Origin of the sequence: Tabrizicola aquatica (assembly GCF_002900975.1) — a bacterium.
GTDB lineage: Bacteria > Pseudomonadota > Alphaproteobacteria > Rhodobacterales > Rhodobacteraceae > Tabrizicola > Tabrizicola aquatica.
On sequence record NZ_PJON01000003.1, the window covers coordinates 408462 to 426529 of the forward strand.

Genomic DNA, 18068 nt, shown 5'->3' on the forward strand with positions numbered 1-18068 from the left:
GCTGACAATAACCGCGGGCGCGGCGGTTGTCAGAGGAATTTCTGCATCAGCACAAGGTCGATGAAGCGGCCGAACTTGCAGCCGGCGTCCTTGATCCGGGCGATTTCGGCATAGGCGAGACGGGCGTGGAAAGCGATGCCGTCGGGGTTTTCGGCCGAGACGCCGGCGATCATCTGGTGCGCCCCGGCGGCGCGGGCGTGGTCCTCGACCGCGGCCATCAGCGCGCGGCCGGCACCGCGACCGCGGGCCTGGGGCGCAAGGATGACAGAGTGTTCCATGCAGGTGGCATAGCCGACCCCGCCGCGAAACTGGGCGTAGGTGGCAAAACCCAGAAGGTCGGGGCCTTCCGCCAGGAAGGTGGCATGGCCCTGCGCGTCACGGTCGGTGATCATGCGGCCGACTTCGTCGGCGGATTTTTCGGCGGCGTTGAAGGTGATCGGCGTGTCGCGAATCCAGGGGTTCCAGAGCGCGGCGATGGCGGCGGCGTCGGCGGGGGTGGCGCGGCGGATCATGGCAGGGGGACGGGGCCTTTGGGGGTGTCGATCACGGCCCGAAGGTCCGGGGGTCCGGGGGTGAAGGTGACGCGGGGGTCGTCCAGCGCAAGGGCGGCTTGCAGCGCGGGGGCCTGGGGGTGGCTGACGGTCAGGCGGTGGAGCCGCAGCCCGTGGTCGGGAAGGGCGGGGGCGGGGTGCAGGGCGCCCTGCCAGCGGATCAGCGCGGGGCAGGTGCCGTCAAAGGGCAGGCGGCCGTCGCCCGGCACGGCCATCTGCCAGCGGTAGTCGCCGCGCGCCAGTTGCATCGGTGCGCCCCATCCGGGCGGGCCTGCGGTCAAGGCGGTGTCGATGTCGTCGGTTGCCACGATCCAGGTGGTCAGGCGCGGCGGGCCGGAGAAGCGGTCAAGGTCGAACCAGCGCGGGCGGCCGGGCGGGGTGGCGTCGGGGTCCACCGCGATGACCTCGAGATACAGGTCGCCCAGCGACAGTAGCCGGTTGTGCGTGCCCATGGCGGGATGCTGGCCCCCGCCGGCCATGGGCACGCCCAGCAGCCGTTCGATCACCGCCACGCCGTCTGCCAGCCGTTCGGCCGAGATCGCCAGATGGTCAAGCCGCAGCATCAGCCCGGCCGCGCGACGCTGGTCGTCGCCTTCATCGCCACGGCGAGCGAGTGGAACCGGGCCTGCGCCACCTCGCCGAACAGGGCCTCGCCCGCCGGGGTCAGCGCCAGTTCCAGCACACGCTTCTTCGGCTGCCAGCGCAGGACGCCCGCCTTGGCCGGGTCGCCGATCGAAAACATCGCGCCGAAGCGCATGGCCTTGCCCAGAACCTCGGCCGCCTGGATCTGGTCGTCGTCCAGCAGGCGGAACATCGGCTCCAGCCGCGACCCGGAGCGGCTGTTCTTGTAGCGGTGCAGGAGTGCCAGGCCCAGGAACACCCGGCCGGGATGGTCCAGCCCGCCCAGGTTGGCGCGGGTGGCATTGTCGAAACAGGCCTCGGCCCGGAAATCTGGGTGGGCGCGCCAGGTCGTGTCGTGCAGAAGGCAGGCGGCCTTGATCAGTCGTAGCCGGTCCTTCGACGCCTCGGGGAAAAGGGGCAGCAGGAAGTCGTACAGTTTCTTGCCGAAACCGGGGATGCGGGCCTGCACCATCTCGGCCATCCGGGCGGCCTCGATCAGGGGATCGCGGGCGCGCAGTTTTTCCGGCATGTGTTCGTAAAGCAGCCCCTCGCGGATGCCATAGGCCGAGACGTCGATCTCGGAGGGTTTGAAAAGGGCGAGAAGCTCTTGCAGAACCTCGCAGGCGAGGGGGACCAGCTCCATCCGTTCGGCGCTGGTGCCGGTGCGGCCGCGCAGGACGGCAAGGTCGGCCACCGCCAGCCAATCCAGCGTGTCGGCCAGGCCCTTGGGGGTCATGCGGTATTCGTGCAGGACGGTCAGGGGATAGTTCCGCCGCTCCATGTCCAGCCGCGCGATCACCCGCCAGCTGCCGCCGACGAGGTAGATCCGCTCGCCGGTGGATTTCATCACCGATTGCGCCTGTTTCAAAGTCTTGGCGATATGGGCGCGGCGTTTCTGCGGGTCGGTCGAGACCTGTTGCAGGCGGAAGGGGCCAAGCGGGGTCGAGACGCGCTTGCCGACGCGGCCGTCGCTGATCCGCGCCAGTTCCATCGAGTTGCCGCCGATGTCGCAAACGATGCCCTTGGCGTCCGGCCAGCCCAGCAGGACGCCTTGGGCCGAAAGCCGCGCCTCTTCGTCGCCATCGACGACATGCAGCTTCAGGCCGGTCTCACGCGTCACCTCGGCCTGGAAGTCGGGGCCATCGGCGGCCTCGCGCGTGGCGGCGGTGGCGACGACGGTCAGCGGGTTGATCTGCATCCCTTCGGCCAGCATCGCAAAGCGGCGCAGCGCGGCCAGGGCGCGGACGCGGCCCTGCGGGTTCAGCCGGCCGGTTTCGGCCAGGCCCTTGCCCAGACCGCACATGATCTTTTCGTTGTAGAAATAGGCCGGGCTGCGCGCCGCGCCGTCAAAGACCACCATGCGGACCGAGTTCGAGCCGACGTCCACGACGCCGACGCGGCTGAGGGCGCGGGCGGACGGGTCATCGAACAGGGGTTTGCCAAAGGGGCCGTCATCGTCGTCCTCGGTCAAGGGCGCGTTGCCGTCAGCCATGTCAGAATCCCCCAGGTCTTGGGCGCTTATCGTGCCGGTCGCCCCGCACGGGGTCAACCACTTGGCGGGCCGTTGGCAGTCACCGGGCGGGGCAAAAGTTTTCGAAAACTTTTGCAAATTCCTGCAAAGGAATTTGGCCCGGTTCAGCGCGCCGCCGTTGCGCCCAGCGTATCATCGTCGCGCGGCATGACCAAACGGGGCGCATCCTTGGCCCCCGCCGTGCCCCGGCCCGAGAGCGAGGGGTTTTCCATGAAGAACTGGTGGCAGTTGAACAGCTTGGCACCCTCGGGCCCAAGGTCGCGGTGATACGAGCCATCGGGGGCCAGCGACCAGCTTTGCGCCTCGTCCGCAAGGTTGGCCGCCATGATCTGGCTGAGGATCTGGTTCTTCACGGTCGGGTTCAGCGCCTCGACCAGGGTTTCGACGCGGCGGGTCAGGTTGCGGCCCATCCAGTCGGCCGACGAGAAGAACACCCGCGCCTTCTTGCCGGGCAGGCCGTGGCCATTGCCGAAGCAGACGATGCGGGAATGTTCCAGGAACCGCCCGACGATGGACTTGACGCGGATGTTTTCCGACAGGCCCTTCACGCCGGGGCGCAGGCCGCAGATGCCGCGAACGATGAGGCTGATCTTCACGCCCGCCTGGCTGGCGGCATAAAGCGCGTCGATCACGTCGGGTTCGATGATCGAGTTCATCTTGGCCCAGATCTCGGCCGGGCGCCCGGCGCGGGCGTGTTCCGCCTCGGCGGCGATAAGTTCCAGAAGGCGGGGTTTCAGGGTGATGGGCGAGATTGCCAGGTTCTCCAACCCCTCGGGCTGGACATAGCCGGAGAGGTAGTTGAACACCTTGGTCGCATCGCGCCCCAGTGCCGCATCGCAGGTGAAGAACGACAGGTCGGTATAGATCCGCGCGGTGATCGGGTGATAGTTGCCGGTGCCGTAATGGGTATAGGTGACCAGATGGTCGCCCTCGCGTCGCACCACGGTGCTGATCTTGGCGTGGGTCTTGTAGTTGACGAAGCCATAGACGACATGCGCGCCCGACCGTTCCAGCCGGCGCGACTGGCGGATGTTGGCGGCCTCGTCGAAGCGGGCTTTCAGTTCTACCAGCGCGGTGACGGATTTCCCGGCCTCGGCCGCTTCGCACAGGGCGCCGACGATGGGGCTGTCCCAGGAGGTGCGGTAGAGCGTCTGCTTGATCGCCAGGACGTTCGGGTCGGTCGCCGCCTGTTGCAGGAAGCGGATCACCATGTCGAACGTCTCGTACGGGTGATGCAGCAGCATGTCCTTTTGCCGGATCGCCGCGAACATGTCGCCTTCGTGGTCCTGCACCCGTTCCGGCACGCGGGGGGTGAAGGGCGGCCACATCAGGTCTTGCCGGCTGGGCAGGATCAGTTCCTTCAGGTCGGCGACGCCGAGCAGGCCTTTCACCTCCACCACCTCGTCCTCGGTGACGGCGAGTTCTTCCATGATGAGGGCGCGCAGATCCTCGGGCGCGCCGGCGGAGAGCTTCAGGCGGATCACCTCGCCGCGGCGGCGGCGTTTCAGGGCGGTCTCGAATTCGCGGACCAGATCCTCGGCCTCGTCCTCGACCTCAAGGTCGCTGTCGCGCAAAACGCGGAAGGTGCAATGGCCGCGGTCGGCATAGCCGGGGAAAAGCATGTTGAGGTGCAGAAGCAGCAATTCTTCCAGCGGCAGGAAGCGATGCTCGCCCTCTTTCCCTGGCAGGGGGATGAAGCGGGCGATTTGCTGCGGGATCGGGAGCAGGGCTTTCAGGGGGCGGCGGTCGGTGGCGCGTTCCAGTTCCAGCGCCAGCGAAAAGCCGGTGTTGGGGATGAAGGGGAAGGGGTGCGCCGGGTCGATGGCAAGGGGCGACAGGACCGGAAAGACGTTGTTCAGGAAGTGGGCTTCCAGGTGCTTCAGGTCGCGGGCGGTCAGTTTGCTGCGCTGGACCAGGGTGATGCCCTGACCCTCCATCTCTTTGCGCAGGCGGTTGAAGGTGGTCTGCTGGGTCTGCATAAGGCGCCGGGCGTCGGCGTTGATCAGGTGCAGCTGTTCGGCCGGGCTGCGGCCGTCCTCGGACAGGGTGGCGTTGCCGTTGCGCACCAGGGCGCGCAGGCCCGCGACGCGGACGGTGTAGAATTCGTCCAGGTTGGTGGCGCTGATCGACAGAAAGCGCAGCCGTTCCAGAAGCGGCACGGCGGGGTTCGCCGCCTCTTCCAGGACGCGCCAGTTGAAGGCCAGCCAACTGAGTTCGCGGTTGAAAAAGCGGCCCGGGCCGGCGGTTTCGGCGAAGGACAGTTCCACCGGGGCGGGGAAGGGCGAGCGAAGGAAATCGGCCTGGGTCATGGGGGGCTTATGCGCCAAGGATCGTGACAGAACCATGACAGTGTTTCACCACGCCTGCGGGCTGTCCAGCGCCCTTGCCGTCCGGGGTTTCAGACATCTGGGGGTGCGGGGGGCCTCCTCGTTCGACTTCGTCTCCTCGTCGGGGTGACGAGGAGTGACGAAGTCATCGACGAGTTTGCAGGTGGGGCTAGGGGCCGTGGGCGTCCAGCACGTCGCCGGCAAGCGCGCGGGTGATCGGGCGGCCCTGCGCCAATGCGGCGGCATCGAGGGCCGCGACCAGCGCCCGTGCGGCGCCGATGGAGCGGGGCATCCGGCTGACCAGGTAGGGGATCAGGTTCGCGGGGACCGCGACTTGACGGTCGGCGAACAGCTTGACCAGCACGGCCGAGAGCAGCGCATCGTCGGGCGCTTCCAGCCGGGCAATGGGGGCCGCCTGCAGCCGGCTGATCAGGTCGGGCAGCCGCAAGCCCCAGTCGCGTGGCGGGCGCTGGGCAGTCAAGAGCAGGCTGGACGTCGCGGTGACCAGGTTGTGGAGGTGAAACAGCTGCGCCTCGGCATCGTCCAGGTGGTCGGCATCCTCGACCGCGACGGGCGTGCCGGTCAGCGTGGCGGGGTCCAGGCCGTGCAAGGCCGAGGCCGGGATGACCTGCGCGCCGGACAGCGTGGCCCAGACGCGGGTGAGGTGGGTCTTGCCCGACCCTTCCGGCCCGACCAGAAGCAGCTTGCGCCCTGGCCAGTTCTGCCAATCCTCGACCGTCTGCAGCGCCAGCGCGTTCGAGGGGGCGACGAAGAAATCCGCCCGCGTCATCGCCTCGGCGCTGGGCAGGTCGAACGCCAGTTGCCGGATCACGGGGCCGGGTCCGCCTTGCCCGCCGCCTTGCGGCTGCGCCGGGAGGAAGGGGCGGGGGGCGGGGTCGTGCCATCCTCGGGCAGAAGCACCCGCGCCTCGGCGCCGCGATAAAGCAGACTGGAGCGGTACTGTTCGACCGCGAAGCGGGTCAGCACACCGATGGCGGCCGCGACCGGCACGGCGATCAGCATGCCGACGAAGCCGAAGACCGAGCCGAAGGCGGACAGCGCGAACAACAGCCAGACCGGGTGCAGGCCGACCGACTTGCCCACCAGTTTCGGGGTCAGGATGTTGCCCTCGATGAACTGGCCCACGGCGAAGATCGCGGCGATGATGCCGATCTGCACCCAGTCGCCCCAGAACTGGACCAGCGCCAGGCCCACCGCCAGCGTGCCGCCGATGATCGAGCCGACGTAGGGGATGAAGGTGATCGCCCCGGCAATCGCGCCCACCACCAGGCCGAATTGCAGCCCCGCCGCCATCAGTGCGACCGCGTAGAAGGTGCCCAGCGCCAGGCAGACCGAGACCTGGCCGCGCACGAAGCCGGCCAGCACGGCGTCCACCTCGCGCGCGAGGCGGCGGATCGTGGGGGCATGGTCGCGCGGCAGCATGGCGTCGATGCGGTCCAGCATCTCGTCCCAGTCCAGCAGCATGTAGAAGGCCACCACCGGCACGACGACGATAAACACGACGACCGAGATCACCCCCAAGGCAGAGTTGAGGACACCCTGCGCCAGCTGCGCGCCGCGCGCCTGGATCGCGGTCCCGATTTCGGCCAGGGTCTGGCGGATGGTCGAGGTGCTGTCCGCCAGTTCCGGGAACCGCTCCAAGAGGAAGCCTTGCAGCCGCTTGGCGATGTCGGGGGCGGAATTGATCAGGGCGGTCAGCTGGCTGACCAGGGTCGGGATCACCGCGAGGACCAGAAGGACCACCAGGATCAGCGCGACCAGCGAGATCAGCGTGGTGGCGGCGACGCGACTCATACCCGCCCGCTCCAGCCGGTCGGCGACGGGGTCGAGGAAATAGGCAAGGGCGCCGCCCACAAGGAAGGGCAGCAGGACGTTGCCCAGGAACCAGAACAGCACCAGGAAAAGCACCGCGGCGATGCCCCAGTAACGCAGCTGGTCTTTGATCGGCAGGGCCATGTGGGCTTCCCCTTGGAAAGGCCCCACATATCGCCCCTGCCGCGCCGCCGCGCAAGGGGTTGGCGTTTCGGCGGGATTTCGCTGTCAGCTGCCGCTTAAGGACCGCCCCTTAAGCGCAGGGTCGATGGACCGCGGGCCCAGGCTGCGGGCAGATCGGGGCAGCCGGGGCAATCGTCCCGGCCCGGTCCTTCGCCCGATGGGTGGGCCGGTCCCTCACCTACCGAAAGGTCTGACCATGACATCGAAATTCCTGCTTCCCCTGACGCTGGCCGCCTTCACCCCCTTTGCCGCGCTGGCGATGCCGGTGGTGGGCGACGTGATCGGCACCGATCCTGCCACCGCGACAGCGGCCCTGGAGAAGGCCGGCTGCAAGGTCGTCGAGTTCGAGGCCGAGGATGGCAAGATCGAGGCCAAGTGTACCGACACCGCCACCAACAAGCTGATGGAAGTCTACCTTGATCCGGCCAGCGGCAAGGTCGTCGAAATCAAGGCCGAGGACTGACATGGCCGCCCCCCTGACCCTTGCCGCGCCGCCGTCTCTGTGGGACCCGGTGGTCCGTCTGACGCATTGGGGGATCGCCGTTTCGGTCCTGGCCAATGCGCTGGTGACCGAGGGCGGCAGCCTGTGGCATGTCCTGCTGGGCTGGCTGGTGCTGGCGCTTCTGATGCTGCGGCTGGTCTGGGGGGCGCTTGGCCCGACCGAGGCGCGGTTCTCGGCCTTCCCGCCCAATCCGGTGGCGGCGCTGCGCCATCTGGGGCAACTCGCCTCGGGCCGGGTGCGGGACTATCCCTCGCACAACCCGGCGGGGGCGATGATGGCCTATGCATTTTGGGCCTGCCTGGCGCTGGTGACGGTGACGGGCCTGGTGATGACCGGCGGTGCGACACCGATGCAGGTGGCGGCGGACAAGGCGGCGGTTGCATCCGGCGACTGGTCTGCTTTGATCCGCAAGGGCGGGGACGATAACGACGAGGATTCGGGCCTGCGCCATACCGCCGAGGAGGTGCATGAAGTGGTGGCCAATCTGCTGTTGATCCTGGCCGCGCTGCACGTGGCCGGGGTCGTGGTCGAGGGGCGCGCGATGCGGCGCAACCTGGTCGCGCCGATGCTGCTGGGCGAAAGGCGCAAATGACGGCGACGGCAGGCTTGAAAGAGGCGGGGCGGCGGCAGACGGCCGCCCTGTTGGCGTTTCTGTTGGTCCAGACACTGGGCACGGTGTTCTTCGTCGGCGACGTGATCGGCGACCTGCGCGAGGACCCGACCTCGGTTCATTTCATCTTCGAGGCGGGGGTGACGGCGGCGCTGGTGCTGGGAATCGTCTTTGGCGCCTTCGCGCTGCGCCGGACGATCGAGCTTTTGCGGGCGCAGGAGCAGGCGCTGGACGTGGCGCGGGGCGCCTTGGGCGAGGTGATCGAGACGCAGTTCCAGGCCTGGGCGCTGACCCCGGCCGAGCGTGATGTGGGCTTTCTGGCGCTGAAGGGCCTGGACGTGGCCGAGATCGCCGAGCTGCGCGGCGCGGCGCAGGGCACGGTCCGGGCACAGCTGACGCGGATCTATGCCAAGGCCGGGGTCTCGGGACGGGCGCAGTTCGCGGCTTTCTTCGTCGAGGATCTGCTGGGCCAGGGCGTTCCCGCTTCGGTGGGTTAGCCGCTGGGCATGGGGACGGTGGGCGGATCGCCCACCCTACGCCCGTTAGTCCCGAATGTGACTTTGTGAAGTGGGGCCTGTGCGGTGCCCTGAATGACCTGCCGTCATCCGCAGGGGCGTAGCGTGGGCGATGCGCCCACCCCGGTCAGGCCACCGCGACCGCCACCGCGGCAAAGTGCATTCCCGCCGCCGCCGCGACAAAGAGATGCCAGATCGCGTTCTGGAACCGCAGCCGCTCCCACACATAAAAGGCCACGCCGGCCACATAGGTCAGCCCCCCCGCTGCCAGCAGCCACAGCGAGACCGAGGGCAACGCGGCCGAGACCGGGCCGATGGCGATGACGCCGACCCAGCCCAAGAGGATATAGGCCAGGATCGCCAGCCGGTCATAGCGGCCCGGCAGAACCACCTTGACCACGATCCCCAGTGCGGCGCCGGTCCAGACCACGATCCCCAGGCCCCAGGCCCAGGAGCTGTCCAGATGCGGGATCACGGCCGTGTAGGTGCCGGCGATCATCACGTAGATCATCGAATGGTCGAAGCGCCGCAGCAGCCATTTCAGCGCCGAGGGCGGCGTCATGTTGTAGGCCAGCGAGAAGCCCCACATCAGGAAGAACCCGGCGGCATAGACGGCCAGCGCGGCGAAAGTGCCGATTCCGGCTGTTTGCAATGCGTGGAACAGCAGGATCGGAAAGGCGATGATCCCGGCCAAGAGGGCGAGGGCGTGGACGATGCCATCGGCCAGGAGCTCGTGCAGCGAAAGCTCGCGCTTTTTCAGGCGGTAGTGGTCGGAGGGCAGGGTCATGGTGTCAGTCTGGCGCGGAAACATTACCGATAGATGACCGGCGGTGATCGCCGGTCAAGCCACCTTTGCGCGACCTGCCGCTGCGTCACTAGATGCGCTGCGGCAGTTCGGGCTTGTTCTGCACGACCTCCTCGATCGCATCCATCACCTCGGGCGTCAACTTGGCCTTGTGGTCCAGCGCCTCCAGGTTGTCCTGCAACTGCTCCAGCCTTGAGGCCCCCAGGATCACGGTCGACACACGCGGGTTCGCCAGGCACCACAGAAGCGCCATGTGGTGGATCGGCAGGCCCGCGTCCGAGGCGATCCTGGCCAGGGCCTTGATCTGCGGGATGCGGCGTGCGCCTTTCGGCCCCTCGACGATCTCGCGCAGCCAATCATAGCCGGGCAGGGCGGCACGGCTGTCCTGCGGCACGCCGTCATTGTACTTGCCGGTCAGAAGGCCCGAGGCCAGCGGCGACCAGATGGTGGTGCCAAGGCCGTAGGTGTCATAGACCGGCAGATAGTCGCGTTCGACCTTGTCCCGCTCGAAAAGGTTGTACTGCGGCTGCTCCATCGTCGGCGGGGTCAGGCCGTCGCGGCGGGCGACCAGATGCGCCTCGGTGATCTGCTGGCCCGACCATTCCGAGGTGCCCCAGTAGATCACCTTGCCCTGCAGGATCAGGTTGTGCATCGCCCGCACGGTTTCCTCGATCGGCGTGTCGATGTCGGGGCGGTGGCAGAAGTAGAGGTCAAGGTGATCGACGCGCAGCCGCTTCAGCGCGGCATGGCAGGCTTCGGTCACATGCTTGGCCGAAAGGCCGCGCTGGGTGGGCTTGTCGCCGCCCCAATAGACCTTGGACGAGACGATAAAGCTGTCGCGGCCCCAGCCCAACTCCTGGATCGCCTGGCCCATGACCTGTTCCGAGGCCCCGGCCTCGTACCCCTCCGCATTGTCGAAGAAGTTGATCCCGGCGTCATAGGCGGCGGTAAGAAGCTGTTTGGCCGGGCCCACATCGACCTGATTGGCGAAGGTGACCCAGGACCCGAAAGAGAACTCGCTGACCTTCAGCCCCGATTTGCCCAGACGACGGTATTCCATGCTGCTCTCCATGCTTTTCAGATAACGGGCGACAGTGCTGTCGCAGGGTTGAGGTCCGGGCGCACAAAGCTGCGGCGGGCAGGGCCCTCCGGTACCATGGGACAAGCGTTCACGGGCTAGATGGTTCCCGGCGCGGTTTCATCTTGCGAAACAGTACCGGCAAAGGTCGCGCGGCTGAAGGCGGCCGGGGTCCCGCGTGATGCAGGACCCCGGCGCGGCGGGTCAGATACCGGCGTAGATCTGGGCGATCCGGTCGACGGCGGCTTCGGGCGAGACCTCTTCGGATTCGCCGGTGCGGCGGCAGGTCAGTTCGACCACCCCGTTCGCCAGGCCGCGCGGGCCGACGGTGATCCGCCAGGGCAGGCCGATCAGGTCCATCGTGGCGAATTTTGCCCCGGCGCGTTCGTCGCGGTCGTCATACAGCGCCTCAAGCCCCTTGGCCCGCAGCGCCTTGTACAGCCCCTCGCAGGCGGCATCGGCGGCGCTGTCGCCCTGCTTCAGGTTCACGATGCCGACCGGGAAGGGGGTGACCCCCTCCGGCCAGATGATGCCCTTGTCGTCATGGCTCGCCTCGATGATCGCGCCCAGAAGGCGGGAAACGCCGATGCCGTGCGACCCCATCTCAACCGGGACCTTGGTGCCTTCGGCCGTGGTGACTTCAGCGCCCATCGACTGGGAATACTTGGTGCCAAAATAGAAGATCTGCCCGACCTCGATGCCCCGGCCGACCTTGCGGTGCGCTTCGGGGACCTGGTCGAACACTGCCTGGTCGTGGGTTTCGTCGGTGCGGGCGTAAAGGGTGGTGAACTCCTTGCAGACATCGGCCACCTGCGCGCGGTCGTCATAGTCGATGTCGCGCTGACCCAGTTTCAGAGCGGTCACGCGGTCGTCGTAGAACACCTCGGACTCGCCCGTCTGCGCCAGCACCAGGAATTCATGCGTGTTGTCGCCGCCGATGGGGCCAGACGCCGCGCGCATCGGGATCGCGGTCAGGCCCATGCGTTCATAGGTGCGCAGATAGCTGACCATGTGGCGGTTGTAGGCATGGAGTGCCGCGTCGCGGTCCACGTCGAAGTTGTAGCCGTCCTTCATCAGGAACTCGCGCCCGCGCATGACGCCGAACCGGGGGCGCATCTCGTCGCGGAACTTCCACTGGATGTGGTAGAGCGTCAGCGGCAGGTCCTTGTAGCTGTTGACGTGCGACCGGAAGATGTCGGTGATCATCTCCTCGTTCGTCGGGCCGTACAGCATGTCACGGTCCTGCCGGTCCTTGATCCGCAGCATTTCCTGGCCGTAGTCGTCATAGCGACCCGACTCGCGCCACAGGTCGGCGGGTTGCAGCGTCGGCATCAGAAGCGGGATGTGCCCGGCGCGGATCTGTTCCTGATGCACGATCTCTTCGATCCGCTTCAGCACGCGATAGCCCAGCGGCAGCCAGGAATAGATGCCGGCCGCCTGCTGCTTGATCATGCCGGCGCGCAGCATGTAGCGGTGCGAGACGATCTGCGCCTCGGCGGGGTTTTCCTTCAGGACGGGCAGGAAGTAGCGGGAAAGACGCATGGCGGGCCTTTGGCTTTAGGGACCCGGGTTTCCTAACGGCTTCGCGGCCACCCCGCAAGGCGGCGGGGCTCAGGCGGCCATCTCGACCACGATGTTGCCGGGTTTGTGGAAGCTTTCGGCCAGGCTGTGGGCCTGCGCTAACTGGTCGAAGGGCAGGACGGGGCCAAGTGCGGGCGTGTAGGCGCCCGCCAGGTGCAGGTCGACAAGCCGGCGCATCGAGGGCAGGTCGTCGCGGTTGGTGCCGGTCAGGATGCGGCGGCCGTCGCGGCGGGGGCGGAGCGCCGCGCCCAGCATCTGGGGCAGGTCGGCGGTGATCAGGACCAGCCGCCCGCCCGGGGCCAGAAGCGGCCGCGCGCCGGGCCAGGCAAGCTTGCCCATCACGTCGACGATCACGTCGAAGGGGCCAGAGGGGGGCTGGTCGCGATAGTCGCTGACCGCCTCGGCCCCCAACTGGCGGGCCAGCGCGTGGTTCGCGGGCGAGGCGGTGGCGCTGACCCGCGCGCCAAGGTGGCGGCCGATCTGCACCGCAGCCCCCCCCACGGCCCCGGTCGCGCCAGCCACCAGCAGGCGTTCGCCGGGTTGCAGGCGGGCGCGGTCGATCAGGAACTCGGCTGCGGTAAGGCCGCCGAAAAAGAAAGCCGCGCCGGTGCGGAAATCAAGCGTCTCGGGCAGGGGCAGGATCGTGCCGGTGGCGGCGATGGTCAGATACTCGCGGTGCGCCCCACCCTTGAAGCCCTTGAGGCCAAAGACCTTTTGCCCTGGCTGGAACCCCTCGGCCCCCGGCTCCACGGCCGCCACCTCGCCCGCGAAGGCCCAGCCGGGGGCGACGCGGGGGCGGGTCAGGCCAAGGGCCAGCCGGACCATCAGGCCCAGACCCCGGGGCACCCTGCCCGAGCGCATCCGGGCATCCCCGGCGGTGACGGGGGCGGTGTGGACACGGACCAGAACCTCTCCCGCGCCGGGCGTGGGGACGGGGTCATCGCGGAAGGCGATGGTCGAGGGCGGGCCATAGGCGGTGTAATGCGCGGTTTTCATAAGTTGTCCGGGATAAGGCCGCGCAAGGCTAGGCCCCGGTCGGCCGAGGGTCAAAGGCTGCATGTCGGCCGTAGGGATTACCTTACCGCGTTGACCGCCGCGCCGTCGCTGCCTAGCCTGCCCGGCAAGAACCGGAGGGGACGACATGGCAAAGGCATTGGTAACCTGGGGCGGCTGGGACGGGCATGAGCCGGACAAGGTGGCCGCGCTTTTCGCCGATTGGCTGCGCGAGGCGGGGATGGAGGTCGAGGTGACCGACACGCTGGCCTGTTTCGACGATCCGGCCCGGCTGGAAGGGCTGAGCCTGATCGTCCCGGTCTGGACCATGTCGAAGATCGAGAAGGAGCAGGCCAAGAACGCCTGCGCCGCCGTTGCCGGGGGCGTGGGCCTGGCTGGCTGCCACGGCGGCATGTGCGACGCCTTCCGCGAGAATGTGGATTGGCAGTTCATGACCGGCGCGCAATGGGTGGCGCATCCGGGCAATGACGGGGTGGACTATGGGGTGCGGATCGTCTCGGACGATCCCCTGGTCGCGGGCGTGGGCGATTTCACGGTCAAGACCGAGCAGTATTACCTGCACGTCGATCCGGTGGTGAAGGTCCATGCCGTCTGCGACTTCCCACTGCTCGAGGGGCCGCATTCCCCGAACGGGCCGGTGGCGATGCCGGTGGTGTTCACCAAACGCTGGGGCGCGGGGCGGGTCTATTACAACGCGCTTGGCCACCAGCGGAACGTGATCGACAATGGCCCGGCGGCCGAGTTGATGCGGCGCGGCCTCCTCTGGGCGGCACGCTGAAGGTAGGGTGCGTGATATCACGCACCTTACGCCCTCACTCCACGGTCACCGATTTCGCCAGGTTGCGCGGCTGGTCCACATCGGTGCCCTTGGCGATGGCGGTGTGATAGGCCAGCAGCTGCGCCGGGACCGCATAGAGGATCGGTGCCCAAAGGGGATCGACGGCGGGCAGGGTCAGGGTTTTCCAGGTGCCCTGGCCCGCGAGGTCCACCCCCCCGGCGTCAGACAGCAAGAGCACCTTGCCGTTGCGCGCCATCACCTCTTGCATGTTCGACACGGTCTTGTCGAACAGCGCGTCCTTGGGGGCCAGAACGATCACCGGGACGGCGGCGTCGATCAGGGCGATAGGGCCGTGCTTCAGCTCACCTGACGCATAACCTTCGGCGTGGATGTAGCTGATTTCCTTCAGCTTCAGCGCGCCTTCCAGGGCCAGCGGGAACATCGGGCCGCGACCCAGGAACAGGATGTCCTGCGCCTTTGCCAGCTCTTCGGCGATGCGGGCGATGGGGTCCGACAGCGCCAGGGCCACGTTCATCAACCCCGGCAGGGCGCGCAGGCCGTCCAGCCGATCCTTCAGCGTGGCCGCGTCGATCCGCCCGCGATCCTGCGCCGCTTTCAGGGCCATCAGGGCCAATGTTGTCAACTGGCAGGTGAAGGCCTTGGTCGAGGCGACGCCAACCTCCACCCCCGCCAGGATCGGCAGGGCAAGGTCCGACTCTCGCGCGATCGAGGAGGTGGGCACGTTCACCACGGCGACAACCTTGGCCACCTTTTCCTTCACATGGCGCAGCGCGGCCAGCGTGTCCGCCGTCTCGCCCGACTGGCTGACGAAAACCGCCATGCTGGCCGGTGAAAGGACCGGGTCACGGTAGCGGAATTCGGACGCGATATCGATGTCGGCGGGCAGGCCGGCGATCTGCTCGAACCAGTATTTCGCGACATGGCAGGCATAGGAGGCGGTGCCGCAGGCAACCAGCGTCACCCGGTCTATACCTGTGAAATCAAGGGCCTCTGGCAGTTCCAACGTGCCGCGGGAAGAGGTGTAGTGCTTCAGCGCGTCGGCTATGACCACGGGTTGCTCGGCGATTTCCTTGGCCATGAAGTGTTTGTAGCCGGCCTTCTCGATCCGGGCGCTGTCCAACTGGATACGGGTCTCGGCCCGGTTCGCCCGCGCGCCGTTGGCGTCGAAAATCTGCGCGCCGGCGCGGGTGATGACGGCCCAGTCGCCCTCTTCCAGATAGGTCACGCGGTCGGTCATCGGCGCCAGCGCGATGGCGTCGCTGCCCACGAACATCTCGCCGTCGCCCCAACCGATGGCCAACGGGCTGCCCTTGCGGGCGGCGATCATCAGGTCGTCGTGGCCGTCGAACAGGAAGCAAAGCGCGAAGGCGCCGTGCAGGCGGGCGAGCGTCTCTTGTGCCGCCTCAATGGGCGTCGCGCCCCGGTCCATCGCGCGGCGGGTCAGCAGGACGATGGTCTCGGTATCCGTCTCGGATTCCTGGGTATAGCCCTCGGCCGCCAGTTCGGCGCGCAGGTCGCGGAAGTTCTCGATGATCCCGTTGTGGACCACCGCCACGCCGCCCGCGCGATGCGGGTGGGCGTTGGTCACGGTGGCCGCGCCATGCGTGGCCCAGCGGGTGTGGCCGATGCCGGCCTTCCCCGCGAGAGGCTCATGGACCAGAAGGTCGGAGAGGTTCACCAGCTTGCCCACCGCGCGCCGCCGGTCCAGGCGCCCGGCGTTGACGGTGGCGATCCCGGCGCTGTCATAGCCGCGATATTCCAGGCGTTTCAGCGCCTCGACCAGCAGCGGCGCTGCCTCGTGGTTTCCCAGGACCCCCACAATACCGCACATTATGACTGTCCTTTGGCCTTGGCGGCCTTGATGGATTTCAACTTTTCGAACATTCGCGTGGCCAGGCCCGGTTTTGTCACCTGCTTGGCGCGGGCGATGGCCACGGCCTCGGCGGGCACGTCCTCGGTGATGACCGACCCGCTGGCGGTCAGCGCGCCGTCGCCCACGGTGACCGGGGCGACCAGCATCGTGTCCGAGCCGATGAACGCGCGCTTGCCGATGGTCGTGCGGTGCTTCATCACGCCGTCGTAGTTGCAGGTGACGGTGCCCGCGCCGATGTTGGTGAATTCGCCGACATGGGCGTCGCCGAGGTAGGTCAGGTGACCGACCTTCACGCCCTCGTCCAGGATGGCGTTCTTGATTTCGACGAAGTTGCCGACGTGTACATCCTCGGCCAGTTCGGCGCCGGGGCGCAGGCGGGCGAAGGGGCCGACCGTCGCGCCACGGCTGATGTGGCAGCCTTCCAGGTGGCAGAACCCCTTGATTTCCGCGCCGGATTCCACGGTGACACCGGGACCGAACAGGACGTTCGGCCCGATGATCGCATCGCGCCCGATCCAGGTATCCAGCGCGAAGAACACGGTTTCGGGGGCGGTCAGGGTGACGCCGTTCTCCAGCGCGTCGGCGCGGGCGCGGGACTGGAAGGCGGCCTCGGCCTCGGCCAGTTGCTGCCTGGTGTTGACGCCCAACGTCTCAGCCTCGTCGCAAAGAACAACGCCGGCTGAAAGGCCGCGCTTGCGGGCCAGTTCGACGATATCGGTCAGGTAGTATTCGCCCGCCGCGTTGTCGTTCTTCACCTCGGCGATGAGCGAGAAGAGGAGCTTTGCCTCGGCGCAGATAACGCCGGAATTGCAGAGGGTTATCGCGCGTTCTTCGGGGGTGGCGTCCTTGAACTCGCGGATGGCGAGGAGTTCGTCGCCTTTTGTAAGGAGGCGACCGTAGCGGCCGGGGTCGCGGGCGTGGAAGCCCAGGATGACGACGGCGTGTTTCGCCCGGGCCTCCAGCATCGCGCGAAGGGTGTCCTCGCGGATCAGGGGGGTATCGGCGTACAGGACGATGGCCTCGCCCTCGGCGTCCGCGAGGAGGGGGGCAGCCTGGGCGACCGCATGGCCGGTGCCAAGCTGGGGGTCCTGGACAACGGTCTCAATCGCTTCGTTGAAGGCGGTAGCGGCGGCCGCGACAGCCTCGCCGCCGTGCCCGGTGATGGTCACGATGCGCGAGGGTTCGAGGGCTTGCGCGAGGCTGAGCGCGTGGTGGAGGAGGGGGGCGGCGGCGACCTGGTGCAGAACCTTGGGCGTGTCGGAATTCATCCGCGTGCCCTGACCGGCTGCCAGAACGATGACTGATACCTGCATTCTGCCCCTTCCTTTATCGTTGCGGCCGTTTTACCCCCGTGGCGCCGGGTGGCAAGGGGGACGGGCCTCACGCCACGTTACAGGATGCGACGATGCGCTGCGTGGTGTTCGATCTGGACGGGACGCTGGCCGATACCTCGGCCGATCTTCTGGCGGCGGCGAATGCCTGCCTGCCGCGCGCCTGTCTGGGGCCTGCGGACGCGCTGACCGCGTTCCATGGCGGGCGGGCGATGCTGCGGCTGGGGTTCCAGCGGCTGGGGATGGCGTGGTCCGAGGCGGATGTGGACGCGGCCTATCCGCGGCTACTGGAGGCCTATGGGGCGGCGATTGCCGTCCATACCCGGCTGTATCCCGGCGCGATGGCGGCGGTGGAGAGCCTGCGGCGAGCGGGGTTCGCGGTCTCGATCTGCACGAACAAGCCGGAGGGGCTGGCCGAGGGGCTGCTGCGCGCCCTGGGGGTGCGGGAGGCCTTCGGGGCGCTGGTCGGGGCGGATACGCTGCCGGTCAGAAAGCCCGATCCGCTGCCCTATCGGGCGGCGGTGGAGCGGGCGGGGGGCGTGGTCGGACGGTCAATGCTGGTGGGGGACACCGAGACCGACGCCAAGACCGGAATTGCGGCAGGCGTGCCGGTCGCGCTGGTCACCTTCGGGCCGGAGGGCCGGGGGGTGGAGCGGTTCCGACCGGCCGCGCTTTTGGACCGGTTCGAGGACCTGCCGGGGCTGGCGGGGCGGTTGCTGGGCTGACATGTCCACGGTGGACATTTGGGGTTCAACTTGTGAAAACAACAGGTTGGTCGCGGGCGCTAAGGGTTTCTTAAGAATTCTCCGGCGGGGTTTTGCTGGTCTTGCGCTGGCTGTGCCGCGCGGCGGAGCGTCGCTTTGACGGGCGGGTCCGCGTGGGGGCGGGCGGTTTTGAAATAGCGCGCTGCGCGC

Annotated in this window: 17 protein-coding genes; 5 read left to right on the forward strand and 12 right to left on the reverse strand. The window is 67.8% G+C overall.

Annotation, left to right across the window (positions count from 1 at the left end):
• Positions 1-29: 29 nt before the first annotated feature.
• The 6 genes from CXR42_RS13835 to CXR42_RS13860 form a co-directional block, all read right to left on the reverse strand.
• On the reverse strand, positions 30-512 hold the full coding sequence (locus CXR42_RS13835; RefSeq protein WP_103258133.1) for a GNAT family N-acetyltransferase: 483 nt from the start codon (positions 510-512) through the stop codon (positions 30-32).
• The gene (locus tag CXR42_RS13840; RefSeq protein ID WP_103258134.1) at positions 509-1114 is read right to left on the reverse strand and encodes a VOC family protein; all 606 of its coding nucleotides are present in this window, start codon (positions 1112-1114) and stop codon (positions 509-511) included. The genes CXR42_RS13835 and CXR42_RS13840 overlap by 4 nt, the downstream gene beginning before the upstream one ends.
• On the reverse strand, positions 1114-2664 hold the full coding sequence (locus CXR42_RS13845) for a Ppx/GppA family phosphatase (protein WP_103258135.1): 1551 nt from the start codon (positions 2662-2664) through the stop codon (positions 1114-1116). The genes CXR42_RS13840 and CXR42_RS13845 overlap by 1 nt, the downstream gene beginning before the upstream one ends.
• 143 nt (positions 2665-2807) lie before the next feature.
• Positions 2808-5012, reverse strand: a complete 2205-nt coding sequence (locus CXR42_RS13850) for an RNA degradosome polyphosphate kinase (RefSeq protein ID WP_103258136.1) — start codon at positions 5010-5012, stop codon at positions 2808-2810.
• 187 nt (positions 5013-5199) lie between these two features.
• A complete protein-coding gene (locus tag CXR42_RS13855) occupies positions 5200-5862 on the reverse strand; it encodes a P-loop NTPase family protein (protein ID WP_103258137.1) in 663 nt (220 codons plus the stop codon).
• Positions 5859-7007 (reverse strand): AI-2E family transporter, encoded by a 1149-nt coding sequence (locus CXR42_RS13860; RefSeq protein ID WP_103258138.1) that lies wholly within the window; start codon positions 7005-7007, stop codon positions 5859-5861. The genes CXR42_RS13855 and CXR42_RS13860 overlap by 4 nt, the downstream gene beginning before the upstream one ends.
• A gap of 235 nt (positions 7008-7242) precedes the next feature.
• On the opposite strand from CXR42_RS13860, the gene CXR42_RS13865 reads away from it, so the two are divergent.
• From CXR42_RS13865 to CXR42_RS13875, 3 genes are read left to right on the forward strand one after another with little or no spacing between them, the layout of a single operon-like run.
• Complete coding sequence (locus CXR42_RS13865; protein WP_103258139.1) at positions 7243-7509, forward strand: PepSY domain-containing protein; 267 nt, start codon at positions 7243-7245, stop codon at positions 7507-7509.
• A 1-nt stretch (position 7510) separates the two neighbouring features.
• Complete coding sequence (locus tag CXR42_RS13870) at positions 7511-8140, forward strand: cytochrome b/b6 domain-containing protein (protein WP_103258140.1); 630 nt, start codon at positions 7511-7513, stop codon at positions 8138-8140.
• Positions 8137-8655, forward strand: coding sequence for a helix-turn-helix transcriptional regulator (locus tag CXR42_RS13875; protein WP_103258141.1), 519 nt, complete (start codon positions 8137-8139; stop codon positions 8653-8655). Before CXR42_RS13870 ends, CXR42_RS13875 begins: the two co-directional genes overlap by 4 nt.
• 145 nt (positions 8656-8800) lie before the next feature.
• Here the strand turns inward: CXR42_RS13875 and trhA are convergent, their stop codons facing one another.
• The 4 genes from trhA to CXR42_RS13895 all read right to left on the reverse strand — a co-directional run bounded on the left by trhA (position 8801) and on the right by CXR42_RS13895 (position 13133).
• A complete protein-coding gene (gene trhA / locus CXR42_RS13880) occupies positions 8801-9460 on the reverse strand; it encodes a PAQR family membrane homeostasis protein TrhA (protein ID WP_180996067.1) in 660 nt (219 codons plus the stop codon).
• A gap of 88 nt (positions 9461-9548) precedes the next feature.
• Positions 9549-10538, reverse strand: coding sequence for a potassium channel beta subunit family protein (locus CXR42_RS13885; protein ID WP_103258143.1), 990 nt, complete (start codon positions 10536-10538; stop codon positions 9549-9551).
• A gap of 222 nt (positions 10539-10760) precedes the next feature.
• Positions 10761-12098 carry a proline--tRNA ligase gene (proS, locus tag CXR42_RS13890; RefSeq protein WP_103258144.1) on the reverse strand — a complete coding sequence of 446 codons (1338 nt, stop codon included), beginning with the start codon at positions 12096-12098 and terminating at the stop codon, positions 10761-10763.
• A gap of 69 nt (positions 12099-12167) precedes the next feature.
• Positions 12168-13133, reverse strand: coding sequence for an NAD(P)-dependent alcohol dehydrogenase (locus CXR42_RS13895; protein ID WP_103258145.1), 966 nt, complete (start codon positions 13131-13133; stop codon positions 12168-12170).
• Positions 13134-13278: 145 nt separating this feature from the next.
• On the opposite strand from CXR42_RS13895, the gene CXR42_RS13900 reads away from it, so the two are divergent.
• A complete protein-coding gene (locus CXR42_RS13900) occupies positions 13279-13929 on the forward strand; it encodes a ThuA domain-containing protein (protein ID WP_103258146.1) in 651 nt (216 codons plus the stop codon).
• A 34-nt stretch (positions 13930-13963) separates the two neighbouring features.
• On the opposite strand, the gene glmS is transcribed toward CXR42_RS13900, so the two are convergent.
• Both glmS and glmU read right to left on the reverse strand, forming a co-directional pair.
• Complete coding sequence (gene glmS, locus CXR42_RS13905; protein ID WP_103258147.1) at positions 13964-15781, reverse strand: glutamine--fructose-6-phosphate transaminase (isomerizing); 1818 nt, start codon at positions 15779-15781, stop codon at positions 13964-13966.
• Complete coding sequence (gene glmU / locus CXR42_RS13910; RefSeq protein ID WP_103258148.1) at positions 15781-17136, reverse strand: bifunctional UDP-N-acetylglucosamine diphosphorylase/glucosamine-1-phosphate N-acetyltransferase GlmU; 1356 nt, start codon at positions 17134-17136, stop codon at positions 15781-15783. Before glmU ends, glmS begins: the two co-directional genes overlap by 1 nt.
• Before the next feature lie 92 nt (positions 17137-17228).
• On the opposite strand from glmU, the gene CXR42_RS13915 reads away from it, so the two are divergent.
• Positions 17229-17879: an HAD family hydrolase gene (locus tag CXR42_RS13915; protein WP_103258149.1), complete on the forward strand. Its 651-nt coding sequence runs from the start codon at positions 17229-17231 to the stop codon at positions 17877-17879.
• Positions 17880-18068: the final 189 nt, after the last annotated feature.